At 59.3% G+C, this 17,290-nt stretch carries 17 protein-coding genes; 7 read left to right on the forward strand and 10 right to left on the reverse strand.

From position 1 onward, the window contains the following. Positions 1-765: 765 nt before the first annotated feature. From H1204_RS40370 to H1204_RS40385, 4 genes are all read right to left on the reverse strand, one after another. Complete coding sequence (locus H1204_RS40370) at positions 766-1,779, reverse strand: IS110 family transposase (protein WP_180735739.1); 1,014 nt, start codon at positions 1,777-1,779, stop codon at positions 766-768. 147 nt (positions 1,780-1,926) lie between these two features. Further along, positions 1,927-3,249, reverse strand: a complete 1,323-nt coding sequence (locus H1204_RS40375; RefSeq protein ID WP_180728470.1) for an IS5 family transposase — start codon at positions 3,247-3,249, stop codon at positions 1,927-1,929. A 335-nt stretch (positions 3,250-3,584) separates the two neighbouring features. Continuing rightward, positions 3,585-4,055, reverse strand: a complete 471-nt coding sequence (locus H1204_RS40380) for a hypothetical protein (protein ID WP_243469055.1) — start codon at positions 4,053-4,055, stop codon at positions 3,585-3,587. Between the two features lie 123 nt (positions 4,056-4,178). Next, on the reverse strand, positions 4,179-5,039 hold the full coding sequence (locus H1204_RS40385) for an MBL fold metallo-hydrolase (RefSeq protein WP_180735740.1): 861 nt from the start codon (positions 5,037-5,039) through the stop codon (positions 4,179-4,181). Positions 5,040-5,127: 88 nt separating this feature from the next. On the opposite strand from H1204_RS40385, the gene H1204_RS40390 reads away from it, so the two are divergent. The 3 genes from H1204_RS40390 to H1204_RS40400 are packed head-to-tail and all read left to right on the forward strand — an operon-like array spanning position 5,128 to position 6,321. After that, the gene (locus H1204_RS40390; protein ID WP_180735741.1) at positions 5,128-5,463 is read left to right on the forward strand and encodes a metalloregulator ArsR/SmtB family transcription factor; all 336 of its coding nucleotides are present in this window, start codon (positions 5,128-5,130) and stop codon (positions 5,461-5,463) included. Beyond that, a complete protein-coding gene (locus H1204_RS40395; protein ID WP_180735742.1) occupies positions 5,460-5,894 on the forward strand; it encodes a YeeE/YedE family protein in 435 nt (144 codons plus the stop codon). The genes H1204_RS40390 and H1204_RS40395 overlap by 4 nt, the downstream gene beginning before the upstream one ends. Before the next feature lies 1 nt (position 5,895). After that, positions 5,896-6,321 carry a YeeE/YedE family protein gene (locus H1204_RS40400; RefSeq protein ID WP_180735743.1) on the forward strand — a complete coding sequence of 142 codons (426 nt, stop codon included), beginning with the start codon at positions 5,896-5,898 and terminating at the stop codon, positions 6,319-6,321. A gap of 286 nt (positions 6,322-6,607) precedes the next feature. Here H1204_RS40400 and H1204_RS40405 read toward each other — a convergent pair whose 3' ends face one another. From H1204_RS40405 to H1204_RS40430, 6 genes are all read right to left on the reverse strand, one after another. Further along, positions 6,608-6,808, reverse strand: coding sequence for a DUF1289 domain-containing protein (locus H1204_RS40405; RefSeq protein WP_180735744.1), 201 nt, complete (start codon positions 6,806-6,808; stop codon positions 6,608-6,610). A gap of 3 nt (positions 6,809-6,811) precedes the next feature. Then, positions 6,812-8,092, reverse strand: coding sequence for a CDF family Co(II)/Ni(II) efflux transporter DmeF (gene dmeF, locus H1204_RS40410; protein WP_180735745.1), 1,281 nt, complete (start codon positions 8,090-8,092; stop codon positions 6,812-6,814). 9 nt (positions 8,093-8,101) lie between these two features. Beyond that, the gene (locus H1204_RS40415) at positions 8,102-8,374 is read right to left on the reverse strand and encodes a metal/formaldehyde-sensitive transcriptional repressor (protein ID WP_180735746.1); all 273 of its coding nucleotides are present in this window, start codon (positions 8,372-8,374) and stop codon (positions 8,102-8,104) included. A 1,036-nt stretch (positions 8,375-9,410) separates the two neighbouring features. Beyond that, positions 9,411-9,692, reverse strand: coding sequence for a hypothetical protein (locus H1204_RS40420; RefSeq protein WP_180735747.1), 282 nt, complete (start codon positions 9,690-9,692; stop codon positions 9,411-9,413). Continuing rightward, positions 9,655-10,947, reverse strand: a complete 1,293-nt coding sequence (locus tag H1204_RS40425; RefSeq protein ID WP_243469056.1) for an ATP-binding protein — start codon at positions 10,945-10,947, stop codon at positions 9,655-9,657. The genes H1204_RS40420 and H1204_RS40425 overlap by 38 nt, the downstream gene beginning before the upstream one ends. A gap of 8 nt (positions 10,948-10,955) precedes the next feature. Beyond that, entirely contained in the window at positions 10,956-11,630 is a 675-nt protein-coding gene (locus H1204_RS40430; RefSeq protein WP_180735749.1) for a response regulator, read from the reverse strand. A gap of 294 nt (positions 11,631-11,924) precedes the next feature. Here H1204_RS40430 and H1204_RS40435 point away from each other — a divergent pair, with 294 nt between their 5' ends. Genes H1204_RS40435 through H1204_RS52760 form a run of 4 tightly spaced genes read left to right on the forward strand, consistent with a single transcriptional unit; the run spans position 11,925 to position 17,183 of the window. Continuing rightward, positions 11,925-13,307 (forward strand): TolC family protein, encoded by a 1,383-nt coding sequence (locus H1204_RS40435; protein ID WP_180735750.1) that lies wholly within the window; start codon positions 11,925-11,927, stop codon positions 13,305-13,307. Further along, positions 13,231-14,127, forward strand: coding sequence for an efflux RND transporter periplasmic adaptor subunit (locus H1204_RS40440; RefSeq protein WP_243469057.1), 897 nt, complete (start codon positions 13,231-13,233; stop codon positions 14,125-14,127). Before H1204_RS40435 ends, H1204_RS40440 begins: the two co-directional genes overlap by 77 nt. A 21-nt stretch (positions 14,128-14,148) precedes the next feature. Then, positions 14,149-16,584 (forward strand): efflux RND transporter permease subunit, encoded by a 2,436-nt coding sequence (locus H1204_RS40445; protein ID WP_274608275.1) that lies wholly within the window; start codon positions 14,149-14,151, stop codon positions 16,582-16,584. Further along, the gene (locus H1204_RS52760; protein WP_274608276.1) at positions 16,581-17,183 is read left to right on the forward strand and encodes an efflux RND transporter permease subunit; all 603 of its coding nucleotides are present in this window, start codon (positions 16,581-16,583) and stop codon (positions 17,181-17,183) included. The genes H1204_RS40445 and H1204_RS52760 overlap by 4 nt, the downstream gene beginning before the upstream one ends. The last annotated feature ends 107 nt before the right edge of the window (positions 17,184-17,290 follow it).

Here is a 17,290-nt window from a genome sequence, read left to right on the forward strand (position 1 = left end):
ACCACGGCTCACGTCAGTTGCCCAAGGAAGCAGGTGTGACGACTCATTACGTTGCCTCCGCATCGACAAGTGGCGCCGCGCCAAAGCGCAGGAAACTATGCCACGGCGCGCCTACTCTCCCTCGCGCAATTGAACAAGTTCCCCGCATCAGACCAGAATCCGAACTGCCAATCAAGAACTGGGTGCTCGATGTTGATCAGCCGCTATGACTGCGTCAACCCCTTATCTAGAACGCGCCCAGTCCTTTAATCGGAGTGATTTCGGCTACACCACCTAGATAAGGATTGCGAATTTATATTGAGCCGTTGCTGCCTGACATTTGTTACCAACGGCCCGGACTTGAGCAGTGTTGGCTGCCGCCCCAAGGTCAAGAGACAAACACGCGCCTCTCAGGCCTGTCCCTGCTTATGTGAAGCAATTTCAACCACGTCTTCACGTTGAAGCGCATGAGTGCGCATCCGATTTTTCTATCATCTGGTTGCAGCGCTGGTCTGCACCAGTCATCCATCGGGATCAAGGCGAGGGCCGGTACGTTGGCGTTCGCCCCTGGCTCATGCAGAGCCCCAGAAAACCATCGGTACCAGACCGGTGTCCACGGGAGTATTCACCAAGTTCGGCATACCGCGTCAGCAGCGCCAACCTTATTTCGGCTCATGGTCTGGGCGTCCCAGCATTCGTCAACGGAAGGTGGCAGGAGTGCGTGGCCCAATCACTTGCTCGGGTTTACGCCAACAAATTTACCGGGCTCACGATCTCCTGCCGGATCTAACCGAAACATTTCTTGACCTCAAAGGGTTTGCCGTCACGTAGCATGTAGAACGCGGCACGCGCGAGCTTGTGCGCGAGCGCCTTCATGGCCAAGACAGGCATGCGCCGGGCTCTTTTGCGCTCATAGAAGCGTTTGGCCTGCGGACAGCTGCGCATTGCGATGGCGGCAGCCTCGATGAAAGCCCACGAGAGATACTTGTTGCCGTTCTTTGCGTTGCCTTCACCCTTCTTCTTGCCGTTCGAGATCCGCTTGCTCTCGACGCACCGGCAGTAGGAGCTGAAGTGGCCAACACTGGCGAAGCGGGAAATTGTGCCCGTTTCCAGCATGATGGTAGTCGCAAGGGTGTCACCGATGCCTGGCGCGGTCTTGAGGATCGCGAACTCGGGCCGCAGTTTGACAGTGCGATGTAGAACGGTTTCGATTGCGTGGATCTGGGCCTGCAGCGTGCGCAGGACCGTGAGGTTCGCCATCAACGCACACTCGGTATGCGGCGGCAAACAAAGTGCGTTCACGGCGGTACTATCGAGGTGGCGAACCTGTTGTGCGTTGAGTCGCAGGTTCAACTGTCGGGCCAGGATGTTCTCGATACTGAGCGTGTTGAGCGTGCTTTGCTGCACGAGCTGCATGCGCTTGCGGGCGAGATCACGCAAGCCTCGCTCCTCTGATGGGTAGATGTACCCTTCTGGCAATAGCCCAAGGCGGAAGATGTGCGCGAGAAACACGGCATCGCGTTCGTCGCCGGCATACTTCAGGCCCTCGTACTGTTTGATGGCAGAGGTATTTGCGAGATGCACGGCAAAGCCGGCGGCCATCAGGCCATCGACGAGCCAGTACCAGTTATAGGTTGATTCCACCACGACCCCTTGCAGGTCCTCGTGGAATGGCGCGAGGACCGCGATGATTGATGACAGGTCGTTAGCCAGTCGCTTGCAGTAAAGCACCCGGTCCTGATCGTCGATCACGGCGACTACGGCGTTGTTCGAGTGCAGATCGATGCCGCTATACTTCATTTCAGCCTCCTGAACGGGTCGGTTGAGCTTGGCATCTCAACTGTAGACCCTGGCCGCCCCTTCTTTGGGCGGCCAGGAGGCCTTTCAATGATTATCACCGTTTACGAATTAGTCGCCCCTGAATAATGCGTTTGCCCGGCGGTGGGGTCATGCGCCGGGCATGATTCGGACGAGAGTGGTAAGCGAAGCAGCAAGAATGAGGGCGTAAAAAACCTTCAGCTTCCTGAGGATCATTCGTAGGTTGTGACCGGCGCCGCATAACACCGCGTGCATCGCGTCACCGAGCACTCCCTTCAGCCAGTTCCGATCGAGTTTGCCATCTGTCTTCATGTGGCCGATCGCTGGCTCAATCGCGCTGCGCCGTCTGATCATCGCTCGTAATCCCCGCGTGATGCCTCGCCTCAACCCCGGGTGGTAGATCTTCACACCTTCGATGTCTACGCCCTTGTATCCACGATCCACGACGGCGATTTCTGGCGTGACGTCGCTCAGGATCGCCGCCTGTTCGAGCGCTTCTGCAAGTGTGTGGCCGTCGTATGGATTGCCTGGCATCGAGCGCATGCCAACGACCAGGCCCTCCCTGTGCGTCGTCGTAATCGACACCTTCACGCCGAACTCGTAGGGCGTGCGCGCCTTGCCCTTGGCCAGGCACTCTACCTCCGGCGCATGCAGAGCGTAAAGCTTGGTTTTGTCCTTTGTCTTTTGCGACAGGATCCGCTTTGTGCGATCAATCAGTTCCTGCAGGACCCCGCGACTGCCCTCGGAGACCGCATCAATCTGCCGCTCGACGTCACGCATCACCCGACCCACACGCGAGCGCAGTGTGCGCAACACTTTCTTCATGCGTTTGTACTGCTTGGCATGGGCATAGCGGCCTATCTGACGCGCCAGGTGCGGCGCCTCGCGGTTGTAGTTCTGCCTCAGTTTCAGGCCGTGCCGTGCTGCAGCCTTTACCAGATGTTCGCGACACCGCTCAAGCAACCGCGAATCGGTCGGATGGGCAACCGCTTTCTGCATGACAGTTGTGTCAACGATCACGCGCTTGACGCTCGCGGCCTTGATCACGCCGGCCCGTTTGGCTGCGTCGATCGTTTCGGCCAGCAACTCTTCAACACCAGCCTCGCCCAGCCGCTTGCGCCAGCGCGTCAGGCTCGACGGATCGATCGGCGGTTCGGTCTGCAAATACGTCTCGCCGGTGAACACCTGCCAATACGGGTTCTCAACCCATTGCCAGACGACTTCTTCGTCGGACAGGTCAAATGCGTGCTGCAGATACAGCAGACCGGCGACTAGCCTGGGTGATGTTGCCGGGCGTCCCTTGCGCGACACGAAGCTCTCGCTCATCGCCATGCCCAGCCGATTCCAGTTGATCAGGTCAGCCAGCCGCACCAGCGGATGTCTCAGATTGATCTGCTCGCGCAGCGGCTGCCGGAAGAAATCTCCCTCTGTCACAGGCGTCTTCGGACCCATCCGCACCTCGTCAGAATTTGCAGGATTTAGGCATCAATATGCCAGGTCTCTGCAAATCCCACAATGCCATTTCGGCCTCGGAGCCTTACCGCATAAGCTTTCGCGGATTGTTCAAGGCCGACGAATTAATAGCGTCACTTCGAGTGCACGCAACGGGGGCGGCTACGAAAAACGCCGCAAAATCAGGCATCTAGCGTGAGCGATTTAGGACCTGTCACGGCGCTCGCGCTGCGAAGGCGTCAATCCCTGGACACCCTCGATTCTCCCTATGCGCTCCCCACACTTGCGGAGCAGAGGTGAGGCGAAACGGGAGCCGTTTGCTCGCTTTGCCAGCGTCACTGGCCGCGACAACGCTCAAGATAGCGACGTGTGAATGCCTTGCGATGCTCCGGTTTCATCGGCAGCGCATTGTATGGCGTCCAGCAATAACGCGCGTATGGCGCAAGACAGTTGGCACAACGGTACCGCGCTTCAAGCAGTCGAACACTTAAGCGATGCGGCGTCTCATGCCCGCAGCGTCGACATCGCGACTCCAGAATGCCGTGACGGGCGGGACACTGGCTCAGGCTTTCAAGCTGATGCACGACACTGTGATTGCCCAGCGTCAGACAGTGACGACAGAAGCGAAAGGCGTCGCTGTAGCGTTGCCGCTCCGTTCCCTCTATCAGCGCGCTGTGCAGCACTTTCCCGGGCAGGCCAAGAATTTCCCGAAGTCGCTCAACATCAACGATCCCCCGGCGTGGCGCGCCCCCTTCGTAGGGGTCAACGTCCGGTCCCATGAGCCGCGCCACGATGGCGCCCGACAAGGCATTGGCCTTCTCGAATTTCCACAGGATTGGTCAGATACGTGCCGTTCAGGCTTCAATCGCCGCTCGGCAATGTTCTATTGAACGGTCAGGAAATTGGCACCGTTTTGCGTAAATACCGCTCTACAACACACCGAGTGGAATTTTCAGATAACGCGTGCCGTTGTCTTCCGGTTCAGGCAATGAGCCTGCACGAATGTTGACCTGGACAGCCGGAAGAATGAGCGCAGGCATATCAAGGGTCCGGTCGCGTGCTGTACGCATCGCGACGAACGCATCTTCCGAATTGCCGTCATGTAGATGGATATTGCGCTTTCGCTGTTCAGCCACTGTGGTTTGCCATTGTGGTTGACGCGACTGCGGCGGGTAGTCGTGACACATATAAAGCCGCGTCTCTTCAGGTAGCGACAGCAGTTTGCGTGCTGAGCGATAAAGCGTATGCGCGTCACCACCCGGAAAATCGCACCGTGCGCTACCTACGTCCGGCATGAACATCGTGTCGCCGACAAAAACCGCGTCTCCGATCTGGTACGCCACGTCAGCTGGCGTATGCCCTGGTGCATGTATTGCACGCGCACTCAGCTCGCCGATCTGGAACGTCTCGCCGGCAGCAAACAGATGATCGAACTGCTGACCGTCGGCCGGCACGTGCGCACTCAGGTTAAAGACGCGCTTGAATACACCTTGCACTGCGCGAATGCTCTCCCCGATGGCAATCCTTCCTCCCAATCGTGTCTTCAGATATTGCGCGGCCGACAGATGGCCCGCGTGGGCATGCGTTTCCAGCAGCCATTCAACACGCAGCCCGCGCGCCAGCACAAATTTGACAACCTTGTCGGCCGATTGAGTCGAGGTGCGGCCGGCCTTCGGGTCGTAGTCAAGCACCGAATCGATCACGGCACACGCTGAGCCATCGCCTGCGTGAACGACATAGGTAACTGTACAGGTGGTCCGGTCAAAGAACGCTTCTACCAGTGGCTTCATCGCACGCTCCGGTCAATATATTGAAAAACAATATATATTTCCATATAATGAGTGTCAACATGACTATCAGGTAGAAGGACGCCGATCAATGAGCACACCGTTGTCTCCCGCCGCGCTCGACGCGCTGCGGCAATCCGCGACGCAATGCTGCACTCTTCTCAAAGCCATGGCGCAGGAGGACCGTCTGCTGCTGTTGTGCCAGTTGATCGAAGGCGAACATAACGTTGGAGAACTGGAAGCGGCGGTCGGTCTTCATCAACCGAGCCTTTCGCAACATCTTGGCGTGCTGCGCGAAGAAGGCCTCGTCAGTGCGCGGCGCGAGGGAAAGTACATGTACTACAGTCTCGCCAGCGTCGAAGTCTTAAGCATCATGAAGACTTTGTCGAACCTCTATTGCGGCAAAGTCAAAGGACGCTTGAAATGAGCATCGACCTCGCCCACTTCACGCCACTTCCCTCGCTCGCTGGCGGTTTGCTGATCGGTCTCGCGGCAACGCTGCTTGTGCTCGGGAACGGTCGTATTGCCGGCATCAGCGGGATTCTTGGCGGTCTGCTCGACACAACATCCAGCGATCTTGCGTGGCGCGCCGCATTCGTGCTTGGACTCTTTGCCGCGCCATGGATGTTCAGGCTCTTCACTGCACTACCCGCTATTACTGTCGCGTCATCGCCACCTGTGCTCGTTGTAGCCGGCCTGGTCGTCGGCATCGGCACCCGCTACGCATCCGGTTGCACCAGCGGTCACGGCGTATGTGGTCTCTCACGCGGTTCGGTCCGCTCGCTTGCCGCCACCGCGACGTTCATGGCAGTGGGCTTTTTCACCGTTTTCGCTACCCGCCATCTGCTGGGGCTTTGATATGCTCATTCTCAACGCGCTGCTGGCCGGTCTGCTATTCGCCACGGGACTGATCGTTTCCGGCATGGCCAACCCGGCGAAGGTGCTGGGTTTTCTCGATATCGCCGGCAACTGGGACCCGTCACTGGCGTTCGTCATGGCCGGCGCGATCGCAGTCGGCAGTGTCGGCTTCGCGATTGCACGCAGGCTCAAGCAGAGCCTGTTCAACGCGCCCATGTCGCTGCCGACCGCGACGCGCATCGACCGCCGCCTGCTTGCTGGCAGCGCAATGTTCGGTGCCGGCTGGGGGCTGGCCGGATTCTGCCCGGGACCCGCCCTCGTGAGCGCCGGCAGCGGCGATTTTAAAGCGATGCTGTTCGTCATCGCCATGCTTGTTGGCATGAAGATTTTCGCTCTGGCCGAGCAACGCGCTGCCCAAACCAACTGACCGCAAACTCGCGCACATTCGCGTGTGCGGCCGCGCGACGAGTTGAACGCAAAACGTTACGGCGGCCGTCTCATCTCCGCCCAAACCCGGACGGCCAGAAAACTTCTCTGGGTGGCTGAAACTGGCCGAACCCGGTCCGATGCTGGATGGTCGAAACGAGCCTCCGTTGCTCGGCCTGCGTCCGGCTCAGTTCGGACCCGTTTCCGCCGCTGACAAGTTCCCCGCTCAAACGGCCGCAATATGGTGGCGGCCATTCCGAACGGTGCCGAACAGCACGGATACTCCGTCAGCTTTCCACCTTAGCGATCTGCGCCTCACGTGCTACCTTTGCCTGTCGCCGGGACTTCTCGTTAAGAATCTGATGATGCCGGTGGCCCGTCATCGTCTTCCAGCCTCGGATTTCGTCTCGTGTCCGAAAGCAGCCGATGCAAAGTCCGGAATTGCCATCGAGCGCGCATACATCGATGCAAGGCGATTTGACTGCCATCGGTCAGGCGGCGGGCGTCGGATTCACTTCGACCGTCACGCGCGACAGTCCCTTGAAACGCTTGAGTGCCGCGCGATAGAAGCCCGGGTTGCGCTGCGCTTCACCAGTGGCCACCGATACGATCGCGCTCATGTGCCCCGGACCGACGCGCCAGACATGGAGGTCGAGCACGGTGTCGCCGTTGTCTTCGATGACATGGCGGACGTTCTCGGCCATGCGCTTGTCGGGATTCATGTCGAGCAGAATGCCGCCCGTATCTCGCATCAAGCCCCACGACCAGTTTGCAATCACAAGTGCACCGATTACACCCGCAAGCGGGTCCATCCAGACCCACCCAAACGCACGCGCCAGCAAGAGGCCGATGATCGCCAGCACGGAAACCGCCGCGTCGGCAATGACGTGAATGTAGGCAGAACGGATGTTGTGGTCACGGTTCGCGGCCGCCTGTGCGTCGTCGTGATCGTGCTCATGTTCCTCGAACTCGACTTGATGGTCACCTTCGGGCAGACGGACAACGGCCCTGAATGCGTGCGGCTCAGGAATGTCGTCCTTCGACTCCAGATAGTCACCGCGATAGGCAAACGTGAAGGTCTGGTGCGTCCCGTCGGAGCGGATCGTCGTAACTGAAACAGCGTTGGCGTTTAGTTTCGAGGAACCCGTTTCGGGTGTGATGCGGAAGACAGGCGGTACGCCGTCTTCGAAGACCGACAAGGCAAATACGCCCGCGCTGCCGAAGATGCGATGCACCTCGTCCTCGTGACCGTGTTCGTCGTCACGGCTGTGACCGTGACCGTGGCTATGCCCGTGACTGTGGCCGTGGTGGTTGCCGCTGAGCAGCCAGACGCTCGCCAGATTGACCAGCAGTCCAAGCACGGCGATAGGGATCGCCTGGCCGAAGTGGATGGGCACGGGCGAGAGAAAGCGTGATACGGCTTCGTACGCGATCAGTAGCGCGATCATCGCGAGCACGATGGCGCTGGTAAAGCCCGCGAGGTCGCCCAGCTTGCCGGTGCCGAATACGAAGCGGTTGTCGGCCGCGTGCCTACGCGCGTAGGTGTACGCCAATGCGGCGATGAGCATCGCGCCGGCGTGCGTCGACATGTGCAGACCGTCGGCGACGAGCGCCAGCGAGCCAAAAAGACTCCCGCCCACAATTTCAGCCACCATCATCGCGCTGCAAAGCGCAATCACCATCCAGGTTCTGCGCTCATTGTCTTCATGGGCCGCGCCCAGAAAGATGTGGTCGTGCCCCGCTCCAAAAGCGGAATTTTCAAAGTTGCTCATAGTTCCCTCTTACTTGAAGTAGCTGTGGACTACCTCAATCAGCAGCTCGGTGCCGCTGCCATGTTCGTCGTCTGGCTCCGCGTCGACAAGATGCGTCCGGATGTGGTCTTCGAGAACCACGGCAAGCAACCCGTTCATCGCACCACGGCTACTGGTGATTAGTTGAAGCACATCCATGCAGCCGCGCTCTTCTTCAAGTGCACGCTCAATGGCTTCGACTTGTCCCTTAATGCGGCGAACCCGGTTGAGCAGCTTCTGTTTTTCGCGAATCGTATGGCTCACGGCTAATCCCCAGAATACGGTAGGGGGCTATGTTACCATGGATAGGGTACGGGGGTATGCATTTATGTTGAACGGGATGTGTTTGGAACGTCTCCAGTGCGGCTCTGAGGCCAGACCGTATGGCCGCTGATCGGCCCGATGAGACAGCCTCACAACGCCAAACGGCCATCTGATCAGAGTTATCCAGGGTCTGTTTCTGCACGGTTATTCGCGTTTTGCACAGTGCATCAAGTCCAAAAACATCTACCGGGGGCCTTCAAATTCGGCCGTGACTCAACCTTTGACGTGAATCAATGACGGTGCGACAGGAAGCCACGGATTCACCACCAGGTAGCGATGTAGCATTAACTCATCGCTACTCGGAACCACAATGTTTGGTCCGATCGTCCATTCCGGGTGAAGCAGATCCTGTCCAAAATCGTTATTCGTTTGCCTTAGGAATCCAAATGTTACCCGTCAGCGCTGTTCTGATCAGTTTGGCCCCGATGTGGGCAATTTTGCTCGCCGTATCCTGCGCATCCGCATACTTGCTCTTTTGGCGTAAAGCAATCAAATAAGCTTGGCGACCGGGGCGTATCGAAAACCGAAGAGCATACTTGGCACGGTTCGATCGGCGGGTTGAATCCGCACTACCCAACGGATGTTTGCTTCCCACCAGCCTCAGCGTCTGTTGAGGGGCGTTCGCTGCCTATGTCGGACGGTCATCTCTGACATGCGCCCGAACTTGACGTCGGTTGGTGGCGAAGCGACGCACAACGGCCGCTGAATGAGTCACTGGTTAACGTCAGCTTTGGCCGATCAAGCAAAGTTCGACATCGCGAACTGAAGGCCGCTTCGTGGCTGGAAGCGACGTTTGAATGTCTGAGCGATGGTCCGGGCGAATGTCGGTGAACGAGACCAGGGAATGGCTCTTAGCTGCTTGCTCGCGGATAAGCTGCGAAGGCTATATCGCTCTTCATGTTAGCGTTGGTTGTCCAAAATGACATCGTTTCGGACCGGAAGTGTTGTCGCGCGGTGGTCTCGCGCTGGTGACATTTCAACCACGCCTCGGAATGACGCGCACGTTCCAGTTTGCGGTAGCGGCGTCGTGCGGTTCGACGTAGCGCGTTTTCTCGATGAGATCGAAGGTGTACATGCAATCGGGATACAAACCGCCCAGCCTGCTGAACACGCGTTTGACTTCCGCATGCGGCAGTGACCGGACCGACTCGAAAATTGTTCCCACCTTGACGAGCACGGCGGAGATTTCGGGCGTCGTACGCGTGCTCCATCGAGCGCTGTCAGCGGTTCTGGCGTAACGGTTGAAAGTAACGCGCACGAAATCCGCCTTCGACGTTTTCGAGCATGAGACGCCCACCTGTCCGTCGCGCAATTTCCGAAACGATGGAAAGACCGAGTCCACTTCCCGATGCAATGGAATGGTCCAGCCGGTAGAACGGTTCCAGCACACGCTCGAGTTCCGCGTCTGGTATACCGGGACCCGAGTCGGCAACTTCAAACATCACCTCGCCCCCCGCCTGAACGACGGACACGTCAACCTTTCCGCCCGCTGGCGTATATCGAACGGCGTTGTCGACCAGGTTTCTCAGCACCACCGTGACTGACGACACGTCGACAACGGCATCAAGTTCGTCGAAGTGCTCGAACCCCAGGTCGATATCCTTCTCGCGAGCAAGGCCAATCGTGGCGTTGATGACCTCGGTTGCCATGGCTCGCAGCGATATCGCAGCCGGCTGCTCCAGTGTTCCTTGTTCAGACCTCGCCAATGCGAGCAGTTGCTCCACCAGCCTCTGAGTACGGCGCAGCCCTGCCTGGAACGCCATCAACCGCTCACGGGCCTCGGGCGACGTAATGGTTGCCCCGAGATTTCCTGCCTGCAGCGACAACGCTGCCAGCGGCGAGCGCAATTCGTGGGCGGCACTCGCGACAAACCGGCGTTGATGACTGATGGCCTCCCTCAGCCGCGTAATCAGACGGTTAATCGACCGGACAAAAGGCAATACTTCGTTTGTTATACCGTCTTCAGGCAGGGGCTCGAGCGACGTATCAGTCTGTCGGTCCACAACGCTCGCAAGACGCGTGAGAGGCGCCAGCTTCGTTCTGACAATCACCACGATGACGACGAATAAGCCCGGCAACAGGAGAAGCATCGGCACGAGCGTTCTCATTGCGCCGTCCTGCGCAATTTCGTCACGTAACGCGGAGGGTTCTGCCACGGCGATGCGCTCGCCGCTGCGAAGCGTACGGATGTTGACGCGCCAGCTCTGCCCGTTGCCATTCAAGTCATGAAACCCGTCATCCATCGCCGCGGGAATCACAAGTCCGGCGGCCGGTACAACGCCCGTCGTTACATCACTCAGCCTGTCGATGACCACCTTGACGTCAGCATCCGGGGAACTCTCAACCGACGCGCGAGGCCCGGTGAATGCCAACGCGCGACTATCAATCAACGCAGCGATTTCCTTCAGTTGCCCGTCCTGAAGCTCTCGGGCTTCCTGATACGCAAACGCGAACGAGAAACCGCAAGCGAGAACCCCTACCCCAACAATCACACAACCAATCCACGCTGACAATTGCAGCGTCAGAGAGCGTGATTGTCTTCCTTGTCTACCAACCATCCCACACCCCGTACGTTGCGAATGACAGATGCACCCAGCTTCTTCCGAATGCCGTGAATCACGACTTCGACTGCATTGCTTTCAACCTGCTCCTGCCATGCATAAAGTTTCCGTTCCAGCTCGCTTCGCGACAGAACGGTTCCCGGCCTCATCAATAGCGCGCTCAACAGGGCGAACTCACGACTCGTCAGCCGGCATTCGGTGCTTTCGTACACCGCGATATGCGTAGCAGAGTCCAGCGTGAGGCTTCCGCTCGTCATCCTGGTATCGCCGTGGTTGCCGAGTCGTCGGCTCACTGCCCGAAGGCGCGCGAGTAGCTCGCCGATTTCGAAGGGCTTCACAAGGTAATCGTCTGCACCAGCGTCCAGCCCGATGATTCTGTCCTCAACGCTGTCGCGCGCCGTCAGAATAATTACCGGAGGCTTGCTGCCTCCCGTTCTTATCTCGCGAAGCAAATCTATTCCATCGCGCTTCGGCAGATTCAGGTCCAGCAGTATCACATCGTGCTCCCGACCCAGCAATGCGCCCGTCGCTGACTCACCGTCGCACACCCAGTCAACCGCATAAGCCGCATCCTTCAATGCCTGGACGATTGCATCGCCAATCATTTCATCATCTTCTACAAGGAGAATTCTCATGCGTCTCACCAAGGCCAAAAGCAGCGTGCTAAGTCAAATCTAAGTCTCGTGGATTAGTATCCGAAGCGTTTTTTGCGTCGGATATCCATCGTGACCCACGGTGCTTACGATAGTAGGTTGCAAAGCGGGATTCCCGCAACTGGTGGGCGACGTGGCAGCGTCTTTGCACCCGCCCGACTCGCGCTTGTCACGCTGGTTGCGGTGTTGAGCGGTTGCGCAGCGTATGCACCCAGGACGCTTCCGGACACACCTGAATGGCCTGATGACATTGCGTCAACAGCCGCCCCACTCAGCGTGGACCAGGTCGTCGAACGCGCGCTCAAGCATAGCCCGGATATCCATCGTGCTGAACGCGAACTCGATATCGCCTCCGCCAGGGACTACGCGGATGGCCTGCTACCGGACCCGACACTCAGCTTCGGTACAGACCGCCCCGGTGCGGAGGGCTTCGTCCCAGCATTCATGGTCGGGCTTAGCTATGAAGTGTCCGCACTCGTTGACCGTCCCGCGAAAAGGCGTGCGGCGGACAACGCCCTTGCGAAGCAGCAACTCGCACTGGAATGGACGAAATGGCAGGTCGCGAACCACGCCTATGCGCTCTACGTCAACAACGTAAGCCTCGAGCGTCTCGAGAGCGAAGTCGAGCAGTTGGTGTCCCATCAGAAAAGCGTCAATCAACGAATGCAAAAGGCACTCGCGCGCGCCGACGTCACGCGAGAGGTTTCCGTGCAAGCGGAAACTGCCTACCGCGACAGCGTGCAACAGTTGGGTACGCTGCGAGAGGAGCACCTCAAGGCAGGACAGGAACTCAATACGCTGCTCGAGCTGCGCCCGGGGACACGCCTGACGCTTGCTGCTCCGCCAGAGTCATACGAGGTCCCGCAGGACGCCATCGTACATGTACTCGTCGACCTCGGACAGCGTCGTCCCGATCTGCTGGCACTGCGTGCGGGATACGCCGAACAGGACGAACGCTATCGCGCAGCGCTCCTCGCGCAGTTTCCGCGACTGGACATTGGCGTCACCCGGGGCCGTGACACGTCGGCCATCTACACCTCAGGGCTGTCCATTTCAGTGACGCTTCCCCTGTTCAACGGCAACCGGGGAAACATTGCAGTCGAAAAGGCCACTCGGGAGAGTCTCTATCAGGAATACAGCCAACGACTCGACGACGCGTACACGGCTGTCGACGGCATCAGTTCGGAGCTGAGCCTGCTGGGTGACCAGCTTCGCAATGCGCAATCGATGGAGGCGGAACTCGAAGCGTCGGTGAAACAGGCGCGTGTTGCGTTCGGCACTGGTGACGTCACACTGCCCGCATTGGCCGACCTTGAATCGCGGCTGCTGAATCAACGCATTGCGACAACGAAGCTCGCGAATTCTGTACTTCAGCAGCAGGTCGAACTCTGCACCCTGATTGGCGTGAGCGCCATTGACCACCAACCGCTAAGGACCTTCAGTGAATTCGACCCGCTTGATTCTCCTTGCCGCAGTCATTGGTACTTGGTCCGTGCCGGGTTATCGCGCGTTCGCCCAGGACATCGTGACGATGCCTGCCGTAGAGAAGCGCGTCGTAACGACATTCTCGGCGCCCGCACGCGTGCAGGCAGCATCCAACACCGTGCTCAGCGCGCCCATGGCAGGCGTCATCTCCGGCTTGCGCGTTCTCCCCGGTGAAACGGTGCGGACCGGGCAAGCGATTGCGCATCTGACGGGGCCCACCGTATCAACATATAGTGAGCGCCTTGCGGCCGACCTGAAGTCGGCCCAGATTCGGGTGGCTGCGGCAACCCAGGCCGCCGCCATCGAACAGCAAAAGCTTGATGAGCAACTCAGCACGCGCGACGCCGTTATCCGCGTGCGCGCCGAACTCGATGCTGCACATCAGCAACTCGTAGCGGCGCAGTCGGCCTCGCGGAACTACGCGAGCCTCGCCGTGATTAGCGCGCCGGAGCCGGGTGTGGTGACTGCGGTCAATGCGGCCGATGGTCAATACGCGAGTGCCGGCCAGGCGCTGGTAACTGTGGTCCCCACGCGTGGTCTTTACGTAGTGGCGAATCTGTATGGAAGCAATGCCTCATCGGTTGCTGCCGGAAAAAAAGGGGTCTTTCTTGCCGAGGGTGCGAATGCGCCCATCGACGTGGTCGTGGAGCGCGTGTCGTGGAGCGTTACCACGCCCGGTCAACTGGAAGTCTGGCTCAATGCCGTACAGGGAACCGCGCTTGTGCCGGGAACGGTCGGCACGGTTTCTTTGACCACATCTGACGGCAAACGGTTGGCCATTCCATCCACCGCGCTCATTCTCGACGCCGGCCAATGGTGGGTACTGGTGCGTGACAGAAGCGGTAGCCGCCGACGCCAGGTGATTCCGGGTCTATCCGACGGTGGCTGGACGTCAATCAGGCAAGGACTCGCGCCAGGTGAGCGGGTCGTGACGCAGGACTCGTATCTTCTCTTTCATCAGGACTTCGCGACGCGCTACCAGCAAGCTGATTGACGCCGCCCTGCCAACAAGAACATGCTGAAAGATATCGTGAGGCGGCCGCTGCTCTGGGTCATGCTGTATGCAGCGCTGATTGCCTACGGCATCTATGCGCTCCTCAATATCCACGCCGAGGTCCTGCCGCAGTTCAACATGCCACAGGTGAGCGTTGTCGCCCAACTGCCCGGAGCTACGACTCTGGACCTGGAAGGGCTGATTGCGCGACCCATCGAAGCCGAACTGTCGTCGCTCTCGTCATTGAGCGACGTGCGGACAGTCGTGAGCCAGGGTTCCGTCAAGATTGAAGCGCGATTCGTGGAAGGCACCACCGCTGCAAGTGCGTTGCAGGAAGTCAACGGTGTCGTCGGGCGCATTAACGGTGCGCTGCCGAAAGGCACAAGCCTGACGACGGAAATCTCGGGCAACGCGATAAACGAGGTTGCCGACTACGCAATCCAGGTTCCGGACGGCGTGGATGCGTCACAGGTGCAGCGCATCATCGAGTCAAATCTTGCGCCGCGTATCCGGGCGGTCCCGGGCGTGCAACGTGTGTCGGTCGCCGGACCCGGAGCGGATGCGATATGGGTGCGCCCTGACCTTGGGAAGCTACAGCGTTTCAATGTCTCTGCATCATCGCTCGTGGCATCGCTCGATGCCACGACTGCAATGGTGCCGAGCGGATACGTACACCTCGGACACCAGGACGTTTTCGTGGAAGGCAGAAGTCTGCCGACGAAGCCTTCCGAGTATGCCCGCGTGCCTGTCGCAACTGCCGGGAACAGTATTCCACTAGGCTCGATTGCGGACGTTGTCCGGACTGCGCTTCCGTCGCACCATACGGTCAAACTCGACAACAGGCCTACCATCGCGCTCATTGTGTTCAAGCAGCCCGGCGCATCGACGCTACCGGTCGTCGACGAGGTTGATAAAACACTGCGGGAGCTCGAACCTCAGTTGCCCGGCGGCGCGCGCTTCGTGCGCATCTACAGTCAGGGGCATATTGTCGGCGTCGTCGCTGCCGACCTGACCAGGAATCTCGCCATAGGGGCCGTGCTCGCGGTGGGCGTCCTGTTCTGGATGCTCGGCGCGAGTCGCGGGATATGGGCCCTTGCGTTGAGTATCCCGCTCTCGCTGCTGCTAGGCATCGCAGGGCTGTACCTGATGGGACAGACACTGAATCTGCTGACGTTCGGCGCCCTGTCAGTCGCGGTAGGCCTGCTCGCCGATGACGCCATCATTGTGCTGGAGAGCATCTACCATCGATGGGAGGCTGGCGACGGCCGGTGGGAGGGTGTTGCGCGAGGGTTGCGCGACATCGCTGGTCCTGACATTTCCGGGACGATGACCACCGTCGCGGTGTTCCTGCCGCTCGTGTTCGTGGGTGGGCTTGCGGGGCTGTTCTTTGTCCCGTTCTCTGTCGCGATGACAGTCAGCCTGATTGCATCGCTGCTCATTTCGTTGAGCCTGATTCCGCTCGTGCTGGGATTCATCGGGCCTCATATCGAGAAACGCGCCACATCGGGTTCGCGTGCGGTCGGGTGGCTCAAGAGCCAGAATCTGCGCCTGTTTGACTTTGCACTACGTCGTCCACGGGTCTCGCTGTGGTCTTGTGTAGCCATTTTCGCGGTCTCCGTGGCTGGACTTCTGCTGGTGCCGGTCGATTTCCTGCCACTGCCGAACGAGGCCGTGTTGCTCGAAAGCTTTACGCTGCCCCCTGGAACGTCACTGCGTGATGCCCAGGATGCTTCCGACCGCATCACCCAGCGCTTGCTTGGTCTCGAACCTGTGGCACACGTGTTCTCGCGTGTTGGCTCTGCGTCGGGGACGTCCTACACCGAGCCTGCATATGCGGGTGAGATTCAGATTGCGCTGAAGCCCGATGTGAACGCGAGCAGTCTCGACAAAATCGGCAAGCAGATTCTGGACGCGTCGAAGCTTCCCGCCGTCCAGACTGTGATTGGAACACCGACGCTCGAACGGGTTGGCGAGACACTTTCAGGATTACCGCAACCATTCGTAATTGATGTCTATGGCGATTCCATTGAAACCTTGCAGTCGCTCTCGACGGAAGTCACGCATCGACTGACAAGCGTGTCCGACCTGTCGGACGTATTCAACAACGACGGTTATCCCATTACCGAACTGCGAATTACACCGAATCCTGACGGCCTCGCGCTTCACGGCATCACGCCGGCGTTGCTTTTCGCCCAGTTACACATCCTGCTGGCTGGTCAAACCGTCGCTACCGTTCCTGAGGGCAATGGCCACCTGGACGTGTTTGTGAGACTGGCCGACCCGGCGCACCTGTCCATCGAGCAGCTCAATCAGCTTCCCATCATGGCGAGCGGCTGGGTCGCGTTAGGCCAGGTTGCCGACGTCCGCATGGCGACCGGACCCAACGTCATCCGGCATTTGAACGGACTGCGTGCGGTCGAGATACTTGCGACCCCGACTGCCCCCTCGGGCAGGTGATTTCTGCTTCCAGGCAGGCGCTCGCAACGCTTGCGTTGCCGGCAGGGTACGAAGTGAAGTTCGGCGGCCTGTATCCCCAGCTCGAGCGAGCAGCACTTAACGTGGGCGTGGCGGCGGTCGTTGCACTCGCGCTGATGCTGGGCATCCTGACGCTGCAATTCGATGGGCTGCTTGTTCCGGGACTGCTTTTGTTGCAAATGCCGCTGGCGTTCTCGGGTGGTGCAATCGCTTTGGCGGTGAGTGGTGTCGGTCTCAACGCCATCGGTCTGATTGCATTTCTTACCCTGATTGGGGTGAGCTTGAACCACGGCATCGTGTTGCTGCAACTGGTGAAGCGAAACGAAGCGCAGTGGTTGTCCGTGGTCGACGCCGTGCGCGACGCGGTCGAGGTGCGGTTCCGGCCGATTCTGCTGACAGTCCTGACCGCATCCCTAGGCCTCTTGCCGACCGCACTAGGCTTCGGCAAAGGTGCAGCGCCCGAACAGGGGTTGGCCATCGTTACGCTGGGCGGGCTGGTCTGGAGCGGCCTGCTCAGCACCAATCTGCTGCCGGCGCTTTATGTGTACAGGCGCGAGCGGCAGCTCCAAAAGGCATCATAGGCCGGGTCGACGCCAGGATGCCTGGCAGCAGGCCGTCTCGCTTCACCGTTCTGTTGCATGATTGCGCGACAATGTGCGTCGAGGCGGCTCTTCACTGAACAGAGGAC

The organism is Paraburkholderia sp. PGU19, assembly GCF_013426915.1.
GTDB lineage: Bacteria > Pseudomonadota > Gammaproteobacteria > Burkholderiales > Burkholderiaceae > Paraburkholderia.

What these genes read in the sequence shown, in the direction of transcription:
- H1204_RS40370 (WP_180735739.1), bottom strand. Translation starts at nt 1,779, where the DNA reads ATGAAGTATAGCGGCATCGATCTGCACTCGAACAACGCCGTAGTCGCC.
- H1204_RS40375 (WP_180728470.1), bottom strand. Translation starts at nt 3,249, where the DNA reads ATGGGTCCGAAGACGCCTGTGACAGAGGGAGATTTCTTCCGGCAGCCG.
- H1204_RS40385 (WP_180735740.1), bottom strand. Translation starts at nt 5,039, where the DNA reads ATGAAGCCACTGGTAGAAGCGTTCTTTGACCGGACCACCTGTACAGTT.
- H1204_RS40390 (WP_180735741.1), top strand. Translation starts at nt 5,128, where the DNA reads ATGAGCACACCGTTGTCTCCCGCCGCGCTCGACGCGCTGCGGCAATCC.
- H1204_RS40395 (WP_180735742.1), top strand. Translation starts at nt 5,460, where the DNA reads ATGAGCATCGACCTCGCCCACTTCACGCCACTTCCCTCGCTCGCTGGC.
- H1204_RS40400 (WP_180735743.1), top strand. Translation starts at nt 5,896, where the DNA reads ATGCTCATTCTCAACGCGCTGCTGGCCGGTCTGCTATTCGCCACGGGA.
- H1204_RS40405 (WP_180735744.1), bottom strand. Translation starts at nt 6,808, where the DNA reads ATGGCAGTCAAATCGCCTTGCATCGATGTATGCGCGCTCGATGGCAAT.
- dmeF (WP_180735745.1), bottom strand. Translation starts at nt 8,092, where the DNA reads ATGAGCAACTTTGAAAATTCCGCTTTTGGAGCGGGGCACGACCACATC.
- H1204_RS40430 (WP_180735749.1), bottom strand. Translation starts at nt 11,630, where the DNA reads ATGAGAATTCTCCTTGTAGAAGATGATGAAATGATTGGCGATGCAATC.
- H1204_RS40445 (WP_274608275.1), top strand. Translation starts at nt 14,149, where the DNA reads ATGCTGAAAGATATCGTGAGGCGGCCGCTGCTCTGGGTCATGCTGTAT.